At 56.5% G+C, this 16,361-nt stretch carries 18 protein-coding genes and 1 pseudogene; 9 read left to right on the top strand and 10 right to left on the bottom strand.

Features of this window, described 5'->3' with window-relative positions:
- The first annotated feature begins 144 nt into the window (after positions 1–144).
- A complete protein-coding gene (locus HEQ60_RS09810; RefSeq protein WP_168071505.1) occupies positions 145–975 on the top strand; it encodes a ferritin-like domain-containing protein in 831 nt (276 codons plus the stop codon).
- 27 nt (positions 976–1,002) lie between these two features.
- On the opposite strand, the gene HEQ60_RS09815 is transcribed toward HEQ60_RS09810, so the two are convergent.
- The 6 genes from HEQ60_RS09815 to ispH are packed head-to-tail and all read right to left on the bottom strand — an operon-like array spanning position 1,003 to position 5,760.
- A complete protein-coding gene (locus HEQ60_RS09815; protein ID WP_168071506.1) occupies positions 1,003–1,674 on the bottom strand; it encodes a phosphoribosylanthranilate isomerase in 672 nt (223 codons plus the stop codon).
- Positions 1,671–2,495, bottom strand: coding sequence for an orotidine-5'-phosphate decarboxylase (gene pyrF / locus HEQ60_RS09820; RefSeq protein WP_322099336.1), 825 nt, complete (start codon positions 2,493–2,495; stop codon positions 1,671–1,673). The genes HEQ60_RS09815 and pyrF overlap by 4 nt, the downstream gene beginning before the upstream one ends.
- Positions 2,496–2,500: 5 nt before the next feature.
- Positions 2,501–3,292 carry a hypothetical protein gene (locus HEQ60_RS09825; RefSeq protein WP_168071507.1) on the bottom strand — a complete coding sequence of 264 codons (792 nt, stop codon included), beginning with the start codon at positions 3,290–3,292 and terminating at the stop codon, positions 2,501–2,503.
- 57 nt (positions 3,293–3,349) lie between these two features.
- Entirely contained in the window at positions 3,350–3,820 is a 471-nt protein-coding gene (rnhA, locus tag HEQ60_RS09830; RefSeq protein WP_168071508.1) for a ribonuclease HI, read from the bottom strand.
- Positions 3,817–4,794 carry a homoserine kinase gene (locus HEQ60_RS09835; protein WP_168071509.1) on the bottom strand — a complete coding sequence of 326 codons (978 nt, stop codon included), beginning with the start codon at positions 4,792–4,794 and terminating at the stop codon, positions 3,817–3,819. Before HEQ60_RS09835 ends, rnhA begins: the two co-directional genes overlap by 4 nt.
- 18 nt (positions 4,795–4,812) lie before the next feature.
- Positions 4,813–5,760 (bottom strand): 4-hydroxy-3-methylbut-2-enyl diphosphate reductase, encoded by a 948-nt coding sequence (gene ispH, locus HEQ60_RS09840; protein WP_168071510.1) that lies wholly within the window; start codon positions 5,758–5,760, stop codon positions 4,813–4,815.
- A gap of 181 nt (positions 5,761–5,941) precedes the next feature.
- Between ispH and msbA the strand changes: the two genes are divergently transcribed.
- The 5 genes from msbA to HEQ60_RS09865 are packed head-to-tail and all read left to right on the top strand — an operon-like array spanning position 5,942 to position 11,553.
- Positions 5,942–7,723: a lipid A export permease/ATP-binding protein MsbA gene (gene msbA / locus HEQ60_RS09845; RefSeq protein ID WP_322099337.1), complete on the top strand. Its 1,782-nt coding sequence runs from the start codon at positions 5,942–5,944 to the stop codon at positions 7,721–7,723.
- The gene (locus tag HEQ60_RS09850; protein ID WP_168071511.1) at positions 7,717–8,439 is read left to right on the top strand and encodes a lysophospholipid acyltransferase family protein; all 723 of its coding nucleotides are present in this window, start codon (positions 7,717–7,719) and stop codon (positions 8,437–8,439) included. Before msbA ends, HEQ60_RS09850 begins: the two co-directional genes overlap by 7 nt.
- A complete protein-coding gene (locus HEQ60_RS09855; protein ID WP_168071512.1) occupies positions 8,436–9,719 on the top strand; it encodes a 3-deoxy-D-manno-octulosonic acid transferase in 1,284 nt (427 codons plus the stop codon). The genes HEQ60_RS09850 and HEQ60_RS09855 overlap by 4 nt, the downstream gene beginning before the upstream one ends.
- Positions 9,719–10,678 carry a tetraacyldisaccharide 4'-kinase gene (lpxK, locus tag HEQ60_RS09860; RefSeq protein WP_168071513.1) on the top strand — a complete coding sequence of 320 codons (960 nt, stop codon included), beginning with the start codon at positions 9,719–9,721 and terminating at the stop codon, positions 10,676–10,678. The genes HEQ60_RS09855 and lpxK overlap by 1 nt, the downstream gene beginning before the upstream one ends.
- Positions 10,675–11,553: a lauroyl acyltransferase gene (locus HEQ60_RS09865; RefSeq protein WP_168071514.1), complete on the top strand. Its 879-nt coding sequence runs from the start codon at positions 10,675–10,677 to the stop codon at positions 11,551–11,553. Before lpxK ends, HEQ60_RS09865 begins: the two co-directional genes overlap by 4 nt.
- Positions 11,554–11,566: 13 nt before the next feature.
- Here HEQ60_RS09865 and HEQ60_RS09870 read toward each other — a convergent pair whose 3' ends face one another.
- A complete protein-coding gene (locus HEQ60_RS09870) occupies positions 11,567–12,031 on the bottom strand; it encodes a MaoC family dehydratase (RefSeq protein WP_168071515.1) in 465 nt (154 codons plus the stop codon).
- 560 nt (positions 12,032–12,591) lie between these two features.
- Between HEQ60_RS09870 and HEQ60_RS09875 the strand changes: the two genes are divergently transcribed.
- Complete coding sequence (locus HEQ60_RS09875) at positions 12,592–13,260, top strand: methyltransferase domain-containing protein (RefSeq protein WP_168071516.1); 669 nt, start codon at positions 12,592–12,594, stop codon at positions 13,258–13,260.
- Between the two features lie 10 nt (positions 13,261–13,270).
- Here the strand turns inward: HEQ60_RS09875 and HEQ60_RS09880 are convergent, their stop codons facing one another.
- The gene (locus HEQ60_RS09880; protein WP_168071517.1) at positions 13,271–13,786 is read right to left on the bottom strand and encodes a hypothetical protein; all 516 of its coding nucleotides are present in this window, start codon (positions 13,784–13,786) and stop codon (positions 13,271–13,273) included.
- A 60-nt stretch (positions 13,787–13,846) separates the two neighbouring features.
- A complete protein-coding gene (locus HEQ60_RS09885) occupies positions 13,847–14,308 on the bottom strand; it encodes a nucleoside deaminase (RefSeq protein WP_245183894.1) in 462 nt (153 codons plus the stop codon).
- A gap of 99 nt (positions 14,309–14,407) precedes the next feature.
- On the opposite strand from HEQ60_RS09885, the gene HEQ60_RS09890 reads away from it, so the two are divergent.
- Both HEQ60_RS09890 and HEQ60_RS09895 read left to right on the top strand, forming a co-directional pair.
- On the top strand, positions 14,408–15,124 hold the full coding sequence (locus HEQ60_RS09890; RefSeq protein ID WP_168071518.1) for a gamma-glutamyl-gamma-aminobutyrate hydrolase family protein: 717 nt from the start codon (positions 14,408–14,410) through the stop codon (positions 15,122–15,124).
- 26 nt (positions 15,125–15,150) lie between these two features.
- Positions 15,151–15,921, top strand: a pseudogene (locus HEQ60_RS09895) (pseudouridine synthase); the annotation flags it as partial.
- A 200-nt stretch (positions 15,922–16,121) separates the two neighbouring features.
- Here HEQ60_RS09895 and HEQ60_RS10725 read toward each other — a convergent pair.
- Positions 16,122–16,313 (bottom strand): hypothetical protein, encoded by a 192-nt coding sequence (locus tag HEQ60_RS10725; RefSeq protein WP_416046642.1) that lies wholly within the window; start codon positions 16,311–16,313, stop codon positions 16,122–16,124.
- Positions 16,314–16,361 lie beyond the last annotated feature (48 nt).

Here is a 16,361-nt window from a genome sequence, read left to right on the forward strand (position 1 = left end):
ACCTTTCCGAACACATATCCTTGTATTTTTCATGGTCATCACTACAAAAGGTATAAGATCTTGGATGATGCGCGGGTAACTGGTTCCCTTTCTTTTTTGACGGGAACAGTTGCTGTCGGTGTAAATGGAGATACAAACAGCGCAATGAAGACATGGACATTGGACGATATTCCCTGGAGCCAGTTTGCCCCCTCCAAGGTTGATCCCGAAGTAACCAAGCTGGTGAAGGCAGCGGCCTTGGTCGAGCGAAACGCCGCAGATTACACCACATATCTGAAAAACGTGTTCCACGCAGACCCATCCTTCCAGTCACTGGCCGATGAATGGCAGGAAGAGGAGGTACAGCACGGTGATGCATTGGGGCTCTGGGCTGAACGTGCAGACCCGACTTTCGACTACAAATCTGCATTCCAGAGGTTCCGGGATGGATACCGGATCAATCTGGAAACAGGAGAAAGCATACGCGGCTCACTGACAGGCGAGCTGATTGCACGCTGCATCGTAGAGACGGGTACCAGCTCCTACTACTCCGCCCTGCGTGACGGAACCGAAGAACCTGTCCTGCAGTACATCTGCAACCGGATTGCAGGCGATGAGTTCCGTCACTACAAGCTGTTTTACACCGCACTGCAGGATTACTTGGACAAGGAACAAATCCCCACATGGCGACGCCTTCTGGTTGCCATGGGACGAATCCGCGAAAGCGAGGATGACGAACTGTCCTTTGCATGGCATGCCGCCAATGCGCCAGCCGACACACCCTATGACCGTGCCCAGGCCAGCCTTGCCTATGGTGCCCGAGCCTTCAGCTTCTACAGGCCGTTGCATGTGGAACGCGCTTCCAACATGGTCCTGAAGGCCGCTGGCATTAGACCCGGTGGATTGGTCGGGGCGGCTGTCGGCAAGATCATGTGGTCTTTCATCTCACGACGGGCCAAGAAACTGGATGCCGAGCTGAAGCGTCAGGTCGCCTGATCCGAAGGCCTGAAAAGTTGAGGGAGACTACTCTCCCTCACCCGCATCCAAGGCCGCAACAATAAACCGGGCGATACGCTCCGGGTCTTTCACACCTAGCTCACGTTCAACGCCAGAAGACACGTCAACACCAACAGCACCGCTTTCTGCCATTGCTGCAGCCACGTTTTCGGGATTCAGGCCGCCAGCCAGAAGCCAAGGACTCTGGCCGGACCAACCTCGCATGACAGACCACGGAAATGCATGGCCATTTCCTCCAGGGCAAGATGCTCCTTGCGGAGGACGGGCATCAAACAGCAACCAGTCAGCAATACCATCATAAGGCTTTGCAGCATCCAGATCGGCAGCACTGGCAACACCAATGGCCTTGATCACTTCCGAGCCATACTCCAGCCGGAGTTCCTCGACCCGCTCGGGGCTCTCGGCTCCATGGAGCTGAATGATATCCAGCCTGACATGGCGATACACCGCATCAATGTCCGCATCAGATGGATCAACGAACAAGCCAACAATGCGAAGTTCATCACGGATCTCGGACGGTACGCCGGCCAGAAGCTCTGCCGCACGTTCAGGACTGACATTACGGGGGCTGGCAGGACAAAAGACAAAGCCAAGAAAGTCAGCACCGGCCCCCGCCGCCGTTTCAACCGAATCCTCGTCGGTCAGGCCACAAATCTTAATGAGTACCGGCTGGCTCACACATAATCTCCTTGCTGGGAGAGAGCTGGATCGGACAGCTCCTCCAGTATACGACGAACGGCCTGTGAAGGATCCTGTGCCGTGGTTACGGGACGACCGACAACAAGATAATCCGCACCCGCTTCCCGTGCTTCTGCCGGGGTTGCAACACGCTTCTGATCACCGGATCCAGCCCACAGTGGCCGGATGCCCGGCACGACAATTGTAAAATCAGGCCCACAGGCAGAACGAACAAGATCAGCCTCGTAAGCCGAGCACACAACCCCGTCCATACGGCAATCACGGGCCAGAGAGACCAAGTGCCGCACCTGGTCTAGAGGCACGCGCAGCAGACCAACTTCAGCCAGATCTGCAGCATTCATACTGGTCAGGACAGTCACAGCAAACAGCCGTGGCCTGACAATGCCACGCCGCCCCGCTTCCTCATGCACGGCATCCACTGCGGCGCGCATCATGTCGCGCCCTCCCCCGGCGTGCAACGTCATACAAAAAGGGGAGAGCTGACACGCGGCACGGACAGCACCGGCAACCGTGTTGGGGATATCGTGGAACTTGAGATCAAGGAAAAGCGGCAAACCACCCGATACTTCCTGGACAAAGCGCACACCATCGGGCCCATGGGCGGAATAATACTCAAGACCAAGCTTGATCCCTCCCGCCAGTCCCTTGACAGCAGAAGCCAGCTGCGTGGCACGGACATGGTCAACCGCATCCAAGGCAACAAACAACGGGTTGGCCGGAAACATGGCAGGTATCCTGTCCAAGGCTAAGTTGTCGATGGTTATAGCACCACCACCAGACTCGGCAAGAACGGAATACAAACAGCTCAGCCGCCGGGGCTGATCGTCATTTCCAGCAAGTCCAGAAGCCGCCCTGTTGCCCCGCGCCCAAACCACTGCTCCATATCATCCCCCTGCCGGGGCCTCTGGAGCTGCAACATGAAGTCACCAAACAAACCCGAGCATATCGCCGAAAAATGCTTCTCTGTCGGCTTGAAAATATTGGGCCACTTGTCATACGCAAGAGCGGGAATGAAGTGGGAACGCAAGGCCGGAGCATCCTGGAAAATGGCCAGGAGACGCGTCATAAGCTTCATCAGTAAAAGCCGCGAGGGCGGGTGGGAGAACATCAACGACCGCAGCTCGCTATCCCGGGCCGAGGGAAAACGCGTCATCAGGCGGCTGGCATCTGAATTCAGGTCCGAATAGGGAAATGTCCCCAAAACATCACGCCAGAACCCCCCCAGGCGCACCAAACAATGCCGGGGCAGAACCAGGGAGTGATCCTTGACCTCGTTAGCAACGCCATGAGGATAGAAGGCAACAATCAAACGCAGAAGAAAATCAGCACGACGATCCCATGCGGGACGCTCGATAGGCTCGGCCCTCAAGGCCTCGGCAGATGCATCCTGGACCATACGCCGGGCACAGCTGGAGCAGGTAATCTCCATACGGGCAACCTGGCCTTTGACAAACAGCTCGGTTTCGGCAACCAGCTTATCAACGCCCCGCGATTCCGCCAGCTTCTTTGCAACTTTACCAATTTCCTCGGCGTGCACGATCATTTCCGGCCCGCCGACACCCAGTCTCAGCTTTTTGTCCTTGTTCTGGTCCGACACGGCATTCCCCTGCACATCACCACAACCGGAACTGTTGCCATCGCCACTGAAGGGCAATCAATCCATAGCTTGGCGGGTTGATTGCGGGATGCCGGACCGGGCAAGGAAATCTGCCCTTTCATTGTCCGGGTGGCCGGCATGCCCCTTGACCCAGTGCCATCGTACCTCATGGCGGCTGGCCTGCACATCAAGAAGCTGCCACAGGTCCGCATTTTTGACTGGCTTGTTGCCAGCCGTCTTCCACTGCTTCCTTTTCCACCCCTGCAGCCATTCTGTCATGCCCTTCTGGACATATGTGCTGTCTGTATAGACATCTACCACCATCGGACGCCGCAAGGTCTTGAGAGCCTCAATGACAGAAGTTAGCTCCATCCTGTTGTTGGTGGTTTCGCTTTCCCCCCCGCAAATCTCTTTTTCACGCCCTTTCCAGCGCAAAATGGCCCCCCATCCACCTGGCCCCGGATTCCCGGAACAAGCCCCGTCTGTAAAAATTTCAACGCGATCAATATGATCCTGTGCTTGGCTCATACCAGTTCCCCCGGCATCAATCCATACGCGGCAATCCCGGCAGCCGTACGGTGGAAACGCAGCCTGCGCAGGTACTCAAGCGGGTCTTTCCTGGTCACAAGAGCATCCGGATCTGTGTACAACCAGTCATAAAGGCGGGTCAGGAGAAAACGCAGTGCCGCACCGCGGGCCAACAGGGGCAGGCTGTCAAGCTCTGCCGGCTGCAGGGGACGCACACTGTGGTAACCAGAAAGGAAGAGACGGGCACGTTCGGCACTGAAGCCAGCCCTCTCATCAAAACACCAAGCATTGAGGCAAACAGCAACGTCATAGGCCAGCATGTCATTGCAAGCGAAGTAGAAATCAATAAGTCCGGAAAGGTGGCCATCCTGAAAAAACACATTATCAGGAAACAGGTCGGCGTGAATAATTCCGGAGGGAAGCCCGGAAGGCCACACATCATCAAGAACAGCAAGCTCAGCCGCAAGTTCATCAGCCAGGCCCGGCTCAACCTCGTGGGCGCGATCGGAACAGGCCCTGTACAGGGTATGCCACCCCCGAAGGGACAAATCATTGGGGCGGGTCATGGTAAAATCGGCAGCCCCACAGTGCATCGTGGCCAACGCCATGCCCAGTGGCTCCATATGGACAGGAAAGACCTGTCGCGGCCAGTGCCCCTGCAAGAACGTAACAAGTGCCGCCGGACGCCCACACAACAGACCCAACGCCTGGCCATGCCTGTTATCCACTGGCACGGGACAAGGAACACCGCGCGCAGCCAAATGCCGCATCAAGCCAAGAAAAAAGGGTAAACAGACCGGATCAACCCGTTTTTCGTACAGGGTCAGGATAAAGGTACCGCCGCTGGTCACCAGACGAAAATTGGTATTCTCAACCCCCTCTGCAATACCCTCCAGAGACTGGACATCCCCGATATCATAAGAACGTACAAACGCGGCCAGCTCGGAATCGCCGACCTTGGTATAAACGGCCATTTTTCTGTGTTTCTCCGTCTATTCGGCTGCCAGTATACGGGGCAAGCGGAACACAATGTTTTCCTCGGTCACCGAAACATGCTCCAAGGTTACATCAAAATGATCCCGACACGCTTCGATAACAGTCTCGACCAGAATTTCCGGGGCGGAAGCACCAGCCGTCAACCCAAGACGACGCACACCTGCCAAGGCGGCCCAGTCAACCTCTGCCGCAGACTGCACCAGCAAGGAACGCTCACAGCCGGCCTTGCGGGCTACTTCCACCAAGCGGCGTGAATTGGACGAATTCGGCGCCCCGATCACCATAACGGCGTCACATCCACGCACCATCGCCTTGACTGCTGCCTGGCGATTGGTCGTGGCGTAACAGATATCTTCTTTATGCGGCGCAGAAATCTGCGGAAAACGACGACGCAGAACGGCAATGATATCGGCGGTTTCGTCAACCGACAGGGTTGTCTGGGTAACATAGGCCAGATGCTCCGGCGTTCCGGGCTGCACAGCCTCGGCTTGCTCCACCGTTTCAACCAGCAACATCTGGCCATCGGGGACCTGCCCCATGGTACCGATGACTTCAGGATGGCCGGCGTGACCAATCAGGATGACCTGGCGCCCCTCTGCCACGTGACGTTCAGCCCCGTTATGAACCTTGCTGACCAAGGGACAAGTTGCATCCACCCACGTCATCCTGCGGACCTTTGCAGCCTCCGGGACACTCTTGGGGACACCGTGCGCCGAGAAAATAACCGGACGGTCGTCCGGACACTGATCCAGCTCCTCGACAAAGACAGCGCCACGCGCCCTCAGATTTTCAACCACAAAGCGATTATGGACAATCTCATGACGCACATAAACAGGAGCCCCAAATTTCTCCAGCGCCCGCTCGACAATCTGGATCGCCCGGTCAACGCCAGCACAGAAGCCACGTGGTCCGGCCAGGGCAATCACAAGAGGAGGCTTGGACATAGGACATTCCACAGAAAAACAGGGTTGGGAGGCAGACAATGGTGGATCTGCGCACACGTTCATGCGTGGATAGCAGATCTATAGCCCCGGAGGAAGCCTTGCATCATACCTGCGGGATTGGACAAAACAGGCCGACATGATAGGTTCCCGCCGCATCATGACAGCAACAGGATAACCAAGCGTGACCGTCGAGACCCGCCACAGAACCCCGACTATGGCCCTGATGAAACGCCTTTACCGGGAGTCTGTTGGCCAATACCGCGGCCAAATTGTTCTGGCGGCATTTTTCATGGCTCTTTCTGCAGCGGCGACCGCAGCGGTAGCCAAGCTGATGGAACCAGTTGTCAACGAAGTGTTCATGCTGCGCAACGCAGCCCTGCTGTGGCCGGTTGCCGGCATGGTGCTGGCAACGTTTGCCACCAAGGGGATAGCAGAGTACGGACAGTCTGTTGTCATGGCCCGGGTTGGACTGCGTATCATTGCCGACCTGCAACAACGGCTGTTTGGCCACCTGATGACACTGGATGCTGGCTTCTTCGCCCGCAACGCAACCGGGCGGCTGGTATCGCGCTTCCTGGTGGATATCAACCAGATGCGCAATGCCGTTTCCAATGCCCTGACCAGCCTAGGAAAAGACATGCTGAGTGTCATAGGCTTGGTAGCCGTTATGTTCTGGCAGGACTGGCTTCTAGCTGCGGTAGCATTTTTTGTCTTTCCGGTTGCCATCTTGCCGATTGCCAAGATCGGGCGCCGCATGCGCAAGGTTTCCATCAATACCCAGGATCAGATGGGGGCCTTCAACACCGTTCTCGAGCAATCCTTCCACGGAATCCGGATGGTCAAGTCCTATGGCCTTGAAGGTCACGAATGCTCAAAAATTCGTGCCCTGACCGAAGATCTGTTTTCCTTGGCTTTCAAGGCATCACGTATCAGGGCCATGTCCAGTCCAGTCATGGAAACACTGGGCGGAATTGCCATCACTGTTGTAATTCTGTATGGCGGCAGCCGGGTTGTGGACGGGACCACAACGCCCGGTCAGTTTTTCAGCTTCATCACGGCCCTGATGCTGGCTTACCAACCCATGAAGAATCTGGCCAAGCTGAATGCTTCGCTGGAAGAAGGACTGGCGGGGGCTGAGCGGCTGTTCTCGATTCTGGACACCCGTACCACTATTACTGAACAAGCAGACGCTGTTCCCCTGAAAACACATGGCGGGCAGATTGAATTCCGGAATGTCTCGTTCTCCTACAGCGGGCAGAAAGCTGTTCTTTCCGGACTGAACCTGGTTGTCCCGCCCGGGAAGACTGTCGCGCTGGTCGGACCATCCGGGGCAGGAAAATCGACCATCCTTAACCTGATACCACGCTTCTATGATGTTGCCTCTGGTGCCGTGCTGATAGACGGGCTGGACATACGACAGGCAACACTCGACTCACTGCGCCAATCCGTCGCTCTGGTCAGCCAGGAGGTTGTCCTGTTCGATGATACAATCCGGGCCAACATTGCATTCGGAAAACCTAATGCCAGTGACGCCGAGATTAAGGATGCAGCCAGCCTGGCCGCCGCACACGACTTCATCTCTGCGCTGCCCATGGGGTATGAAACACCGGTCGGGGAACGTGGCATGAGCCTGTCCGGGGGACAACGGCAACGGATTGCCATTGCCCGGGCCATCTTGAAGAACGCACCGGTCCTTCTACTGGATGAAGCCACCAGCGCCCTTGATACCGAAAGCGAGCGTCAGGTCCAGGACGCTCTTCAAATCCTGATGCAGGGACGCACAACGGTTGTCATAGCGCACCGCCTTTCGACCATAACCCAAGCCGATCTCATTCATGTTATTGATGAGGGACGGGTTATCGAGCATGGTACCCATCAGGATCTTCTGGAACGTGGCGGGGCCTATGCTGCCCTGTATGCCCTTCAGTTCAGGGATACAACAGAACCGGGACCGTCATGCTGAAAAAAATTCTGCGCCACGACCGTGCCCGCTCCCTCTTCAGCTGGCTGGGATCCCTGTACATACGGCTGGTCTGGCATACCGGATCATGGACAGTAGACAATGACGAACAGCCCAAACGCATGTGGGCAGAGAACAAGCCTTTCATCATGGCGTTCTGGCATGGCCATCTGTTGATGATGCCCTACGCATGGCACACAGGGCGCATGATGCACATGCTGATTTCGCGGCATCGCGACGGACAACTGATTTCGGGGACAATCTCTCACCTTGGCCTTCACTCCATTGCCGGAAGCTCGGGCAAAAGCGGCGCATCTGCCATACGGCAGATGCTGAAGGTCCTCAAGACAGGAAGCAGCATCGGCGTAACTCCGGATGGCCCCCGGGGACCAAGGATGCGGGCCAGCCGTGGCATTATCGACATTGCCCGCCTGAGCGGTGTACCCATCATCCCGTGCGCCTTTTCCTGCAAGAATCGTCGGATACTGGGAAGCTGGGACAAATTCCGCCTTGCTCTGCCTTTCAGCAGGGGGATCATCGCATGGGGGGATCCCGTCACAATCGCACCGGACCTGGACCCGGATCAGGTGGAACAAGAACGCGAAAAGCTGGAGACTGCGATGATTGCCTTGGCTGCTAACGCCGATGCACGCATGGGCCACGAACCAACACCCCCGGCCAACCCCGGGGAGACAAGCAAGACAAGGCGATCGGCGTGATACCTTTTTTGTACCATAGCGTTGTCTCCACCAGCGCACCAGCCTTGCGCCTGTGGCTTCAGTACCGGGCCCGGCAAGGCAAGGAGGACCCTGAACGCCTGCCGGAACGCAGGGGGATTGCCAGCCGCCCGCGCCCTGCAGGACCTGTACTGTGGATCCACGCGGCCAGTGTGGGGGAAAGCCTGTCTGTCCTGCCCCTGCTCCAGTCCGTGATGACAGCCCGTCCGTCTTGGTCAGCCGTTCTGACAACCGGCACACGGACATCGGCACGCCTGCTCCCCTCTCGCCTCCATGACATCGGAGCCGGGCGTGTCATACATCAGTTCGTCCCCCTGGATCATCCCCGCTGGGTAGGACGGTTCCTGGATCACTGGCAGCCAAACCTTGCCTTGTGGGTTGAAAGCGAACTGTGGCCCAACCTGCTGAAGGCATGTCGCGAACGCAGCATTCCTTCCGTTCTGGTCAATGGACGGATGTCGGAACACTCGTTCCAACGCTGGCGGCTCGCCCCTGCCCTGATCCGGGATATGCTGTCCAGCTTCTCCCTGTGCATGGGGCAAAGCCCGGAAGACACGCAACGCCTGCAAGAACTGGGAGCCCGGAATCCTGTCTGCCCGGGAAATCTCAAGTACGCATCACCACCCTTGCCGGTCGATCTTGACAAGCTGGAGGCAGCTCGGAACGTCATAAAAAATCGCCCTGTATGGCTGGCATCGTCCACCCACCCCGGGGAAGAGCTGATGGCCGGGCAGGTGCACCGCGCCATGACGGCACAGCTGCCTGGCTTGCTGACCATTATCGTGCCTCGCCATCCCGAACGCGGGGAAGATATTGCAAGGGAGCTGACAGACAGGGGGATGAAAGTTGCCCTCCGCTCCCACGGGTCTGCTCCTGATCAGGCATGCGATGTCTGGTTGGCCGACACCTTGGGAGAACTGGGGCTTTTCTATCGCCTGTGCCCTGTTTCCTTTATCGGCAAATCCCTGCTCGGAACGGGGGGACAGAATCCACTGGAACCGGCACGGCTTGGCAGCGCTGTTGTGTTTGGACCCAACATGGAGAACTTTGCTGAAATCAGCATCCGCATGTTGCAGAATCGTGCCGCGATAGAGGTTCCCGATGCAGAAGAACTGACCAGAACAGTGCAGCAGCTTTTGCTGCAACCCGGCATGCGCGAAACTTTGACACAGTCTGCTCAAAGCTTCTGCCATCAAGAGGCCGCTGTTCTGGAGCGGATTATGGCCCATCTGCTCCCGTTGTGCGACAGTGGGGCCAGCTGATGCAAACCCCTTCCTGGTGGCAGCACCGCAATATGACAGCCTTGGCCCTGTCTCCCTTCGGGTGGCTGTACGGCCTGGGGACGTTTCTGAGGCAGCGCACCGTGGGCCCTTGGACAGCACCCGTCCCGGTTATCTGCGTTGGCAACATAACTGCAGGGGGGAACGGAAAAACACCGGTAACGCTGGATATTCTTGAACGCCTTCCCGGGGCGCATGCCCTGCTGCGCGGCTATGGTGGGAAACTCAAGGGGCCAGTACAGGTCAACCGACAGCACCACACCTGTGACGAAATCGGTGACGAAGCTCTGCTTCTGGCTGAGAAAGCTCCAACATGGGTTGCGCGTGACCGCACGGCCGGAGCTCAAGCGGCCTGCAAGACGGGTGCCCGGTATATTGTCATGGATGATGGTTTACAGAATCCATCCCTGGGCAAAACACTGTCCCTAATTGTCATCGATGGACAATACGGCTTTGGCAATAACCTGATGATACCGGCCGGTCCCCTGCGGGAGAGCCCGCGCCAAGCATGGAAAAGGGCTGATGGCATTGTACTTTTGGGAGAAGACCGCACAGGCGTTATAGACACGGCTCCGGCTCATCTTCCTGTTTTGCGGGGTCGTCTCGTGCCGGACAACAAGGGGGAAACCTGGAGCGGGCAGCGTGTTATCGCCTTTGCCGGAATCGGGCGTCCCAGGAAGTTTTTTGATACTCTTGCAACGCTGGGGGCCGAACTGGTTTCCACCTATTCCTTTGCCGATCACCATCTTTACAGCAGGGATGAAATCAGCAGGATGCTTGAACATGCCCGCCGTGAACACTGTCAGCTGGTCACGACCACAAAAGATGCCGTCCGCATTGATCCTGTACAGCGTTCTGCACTCTCAGTCCTGTCGGTGCGTGTGGAATGGGATGATCATGGAGAAGCCTTGGGTGCGTTGCTGGAGCCCCTGACCCGATGAGAGAAAAGCCAACCGTCACAGATATTCTTCTGGTCGCCTTGGCCTGCCTGTACTGGGGGCTTATGCGTGTCCTTCCAATAGACGTTGCGTCACATCTCGGCGGCCTTGTCCTGCGTATCATAGGCCCGCGGCTGCGCGCGCACCGCGTTGCAAGCCATAACCTGCGGCAGACCTTCCCGGAACAGGACGAGGCATGGATCCAGAGAACACTGAAAGGAATGTGGGATAACCTGGGGCGAAATGTTGGAGAGTTCCCGCACCTGGAACGCATTATGAACCGGAACAGCGGGCGCATGCAGCTGAATGGCGCAGAACACATACAAGCCCTGGCCGAAGATGGCATTGGCGGTATCTTTTTCTCGGCTCACCTTGCAAACTGGGAACTGGCTGCCTTGGCCGCTGCGGATCAGGGGCTGCCCATTCACCTTTTCTACCGTGCCCCCAACAATCCCCTGATGCGACGGTTATTCACACGATTGCGACGGGGAAATGGAATCCTTCTGCCCAAGGGAGCATCCGGAGCCAGACAGGGCCTTGCCCTTCTCAAAAGCGGTGAACACGTCGGCATGCTGGTGGACCAGAAAATGAACGACGGCATTCCTGTCCCCTTTTTCGGGCGCACAGCCATGACGGCCCCGGCGCTGGCCCAGTTTGTCCTGAAGTACGGTATACCCGCCGTACCAGCACGGGTTATTCGCCTGAACGGGGCCAGATTCCGCATTGACATCCTTCCCCCCCTTTCGCCCCAAACATGCGCAGACCATCATGACGGGATTGAAAAGATCATGAAGGATGTCAATGCCATGGTAGAGGGATGGATCTGTGAAAATCCGGAACAATGGCTCTGGGTACACCGGCGCTGGCCGGATGAATGAAAAGCAAAAGCAATCAACGGGCATGCCGTTGCCGGGATGGCATGGTCATCCTGGCCTCTCCATCCAGAACAACCTTCTCCTTGACCAAGCACACTGTTTGCAGCACGACCACTCTTTTTTCCGGTATCAGGTCAACAACCTCGGCCCTGGCGGTTACAGTATCCCCAACGCGCACGGGTGCCCGGAAGTTAAGGGTCTGGGACATATAGACCGCACCCGGACCCGGTAATTTCATCCCCAGAACAGTCGATATGAAACCAGCAGACAACATGCCATGCACAATCCGCCCGGCAAAGGCTGTGCTTTCGGCAAATTCCTGATTGATATGGATCGGGTTCGTGTCGCCGCTGATCCCTGCAAACAGAACCATATCCGCTTCTGTCACAGTTTTACTGAATGACGCGTAGGCACCCTTGATAATATCTTCAAAATAATGGACGGGAGAATCGACAGCAAAACCCGTAACAACACTGTTCATCGCAGGGTCTCCTTGGCGTTACGGGCATACTATGCACCGCACAAATTTGTGCGTCGCAGTATAACCCCCTACAGGACTCTGTCACAAGCAAAGGACGCATGACGGACACATGCCGTGCCTGTATGCTCGACCGATGAAGACCAGAATTCCTCGAGACGACTCCATGTATATCCACTCTTTGTTCCTGCCAGCTGTCATATGCGTCAGCACAGTCCTGTCATCTTGCGCAGCAGCTGTTCCTCCTTGGTCAAAATCAGGCTCCAGTGACAAGGAAACACAGCGGGAATGGCTGTCCTGCCGACGTTATGCCGAAGGGATAAGCGGGGGAAGGCGGTATGTAGACAGTGCAAGCTCCGCCACACATGCCTTGGACATCGAAGACCGGAGCAATGCCATGAAATACTACACAGAAATCCTTGGGGCCTGCATGCAAGCCAAAGGATACGAACATAGTAAAAGAAGGTGACGCTGGAAAAATCTATCTTCAATTGAATAGAAAGGGCTGATAAAACTTGTCCCTTGGTCAAGGGTGGCCACGTTGTTTTTGGTGGGGACAGGCGATGACAACAACACTCGATACCACAGCGGGGGCAGCCGCCTACTCGCGCTTCATCTTGAAAATTTATGATTTCTGGGTGCTCGGGGTATCAAACACACTGGCGTGGCAGTGTCCGACACGGACCGTCCTGCTCCCCTTCTTCACTGAACATGCAAGCAACCGGCACTTGGATGTTGGTGTTGGAACGGGCTTTTATCCTGCGAATACCACGTTCCGGGACAATGCCAAGCTGACCCTCCTGGATCTTAACCCGGATAGCCTGAACGCAGCCTCGGACCGGATCGGGCGGTCGGGCACAACGTCAATTCAAGCTGATATCCTGAACCCATCGGTTCAACTCCCGGCGCAAAGCTGGGACTCCATTTCGCTGTTCTACCTTCTGCATTGCCTGCCGGGAACCATGGAGAACAAGGCCGCAGCTTTTCGCTGCCTCAAAACAGCACTGAGTACAGACGGGATACTCTATGGTGCAACAATCCTAGGAGATCAGGCGAACCACAACAGCTTTGGCCGCATGTTAATGAACGTCTACAATAAGAAGAGAATTTTCGGCAACCGACACGACACAGCAGAAAACCTGGAAGAAGCCCTGAAAAAGCACTTCGGGTCCGTTCACGTTCGCACATATGGCACGGTTGCCCTCTTTACAGCCAGAGCACCCCTGCCCTGAAAGAGCAGTGCTACTTGCAGGTATTGGATAACATGGCCGCGTCAGCATCTGGTACCAGCACGTTGGTGGATATCTCTATCGACCGATAGACCTTCTCCTTGGAAATGGTCTGTACAGCTTGCTCCACCCGCCGCTTGAGCTTGGCTTCGTCAGCAAATTCCTTGCGGCTTGCTGGAATATCATTAAGAGCCGCAATGATGGCTTGTCGAGCCCACGGGGCCTTCACACACGCCTGATAACGGGCATTGGACGGCGGCGCACCCTCTACAGGCTCTGCCGGGGGAGGAACAAAAAGGCGAACAAAAAGACCTTGGTACAGGGTCTTCTGACCGTCCACCACAGGAATCCAGATCACATCCAGCTGGATATAGTCTCCAGGTACCGCATTGGCCTCGCTACGTGGCTTTGAAGCCTTTTTCCCACCAGACCCAGCCTCTACATCCGAAGACAGAAACACCGAAAGAACAGACACAAGGGCAAAAGCTACCGCCAGAATGTACCGTAACTGCCTGTGAAAAAATAACATCTGCCTCTACTCCAACGAGGATGAACCGACTCCGGACACACCCCGACCCCATAACCGGCATCAAGTCTGGCGCAAGGAACGAAAAAAGGCACGCAGCACATCAGCACATTGCGTTTCAGCCAATCCTCCGTATACTTCCGGCCTGTGATGGCACGTTGGCTGGGTATAGAGTCTGGGGCCATGCTCGACAGCACCTCCTTTGGGGTCATAGGCCCCGAAATACAGGCGTCGAATACGGAAAAAAGACACGGCAGCCGCACACAAGGCACACGGTTCAAGGGTAACATACAGATCACAATCATCGAGCCGTGCGCTTCTGCAATGCTTTGCAGCCTGCCTCAGGGCCAGAATCTCGGCATGAGCCGTAGGATCACTTTGTTCCTCGGTACGGTTGGATGCACGGGCGATAATCTCGCCCTTACAAACGACAACCGCGCCAACAGGCACTTCCCCGCGTTTGGCAGCGGCATGGGCTTCGGTCAAAGCAGCCATCATCGGACTATGGGCAGCGTTATTTTTCATGGCTTGAATGTCTGGTTACAGACACTTGGCGTCAAGAGTTTGCTTTGCTTCTCTACAGGATGATTGCCGGATTGATACGGGAACGGTAAGAAGGGACCCATGAAAGCACCCGTTATTGGAATTCCCCTGGACAGCGAGGATGGGGGCGGCTACTCAAAGTTGCCGTGGTATGCCTTGCGCAAGAATTACGTGGAATCGGTGGTCAAGGCCGGGGGCGTGCCCTTGTTGCTACCCCATGAAGAGACATGCACAGAAGCCTACATCAGTATGATTGATGGTCTCTTGATTGCAGGCGGCGCCTTTGACATCGATCCTACACTGTTCGGTGCTGACCACCGTCACGAAACCGTTACGCTAAAACCGGGCCGAACCCTGTTTGAAGCCTCCATAACACGGGCAGCCCTTGCCGCCGACAAGCCTGTTCTGGGAATCTGTGGCGGGCAGCAACTTCTGCACGTTCTACTGGGCGGTACACTGATCCAGCATATACCCGATGAGGTCACCGCTCCCTTGGCCCACGAACAGCCAAACCCGCGTACTGAATCCGGACACAGCGTCCGTGTGTGCGAGGGGACACTGCTCCACCGCATTACGGGCGAGCAGGAATTTCCCGTCAACTCGGCACACCACCAGGCTGCAAAAACACCTGGTCCGGGCGTTGTTGTCAGCGCAACAGCACCCGATGGCGTTGTCGAGGCCATTGAACACCCTTCCTATTCCTTTTGCCTCGGTGTGCAATGGCACCCGGAGTATCACATCAGCCCGGCGGACAAAAAAATCTTTGACGCCTTTATCAACGAGGCGCGCCTCCCATGACACCCGATACCATCATCCCGCTCGACATGCCCAGCCCCAACAACGAGGAAGAGCTGCCCGAGCTTGATACCTCGCTGGAAGAACTGGATTTCACGGCGGATTCTTCGTCCCGAAACGAAGACAATGATCCGGACCATCACGATGACAGCGCGGAACACCAATCCGATGAAACAGGACAAGGCCCCGAGGGCGAAAGGATTTGCAAGTTCCTTGCCCGTGCCGGGGTATGCTCACGCCGTGATGGAGAACGCTGGATTGCAGACCAACGCGTTGCCGTCAATGGTGTGGTATTAGATACACCGGCCTTTATGGTTACCGAAGCAGATCGGGTAACCGTTGATGGCGTGCCTGTTGCAAAAGCGGATGTGCCGCGTCTTTGGCGCTATTACAAGCCTGCGGGCCTTGTCACCACGCATCATGATCCACAGGGTCGCGCGACTGTTTTCGAGAACTTGCCCGGTAATCTGCCACGTCTCATCAGCGTAGGCCGGCTGGACCTGAACTCTGAAGGCATTTTGCTGTTGACCAATGATGGTGAACTGGCACGCAAGCTTGAACAACCGAGCACAGGCATCCCCCGTCGCTACCGGGTACGGGTTTACGGTGCTGTTGATGAAAGCAGGCTGGCCGACTTGGAAAACGGCATCACGATCGAGGGCATTCACTATGGCCCGATCAAGGCGCATGTAGAGCGCAGGGTTGGCGCGAATTCATGGCTGCTGATAACCCTGACCGAAGGAAAGAACCGCGAAATCAGGCGGGTGATGCAGCACCTTGGCTATCACGTCAATCGCTTGATCCGGGTTGCTTACGGAAACTTCTATCTTGGCCGCATGGAACGTGGATGCGTTGAGGAAGTTCCTCCCCGTCTTCTGCGTGAACAGCTGGCGAGCCTTGATCCAAACCAATCGGGGCCTACGGGCAAACCCCTTATGGACCGGACCGGATGGGCAAAGGCAAAAGCAACGCCGACACGTCCCGGACACCGGAAACATTTTCATAAAACCAACAAAGTAGACTCTATGCCAAACGAGCAGAAAAGCCGCACATCATTCAGGGCTGAAGAGACAGCCCCGTCCCGTGCGCGTCGCCCGCACCACAAGGACCGGGACCACAAGGCATGCACCGGCTTGCTGATAAGTCCAGCAGCCAAAGGACGACCGGCCGTGCGCTTCATCCGGCGATCAATGTCACGATCATAGAAATGATTGAAGACGGACGAGCCCGCAGACCCAAG

Source organism: Haematospirillum sp. H1815 (assembly GCF_012102705.1).
Classification (GTDB): Bacteria; Pseudomonadota; Alphaproteobacteria; order Rhodospirillales; family Rhodospirillaceae; genus Haematospirillum.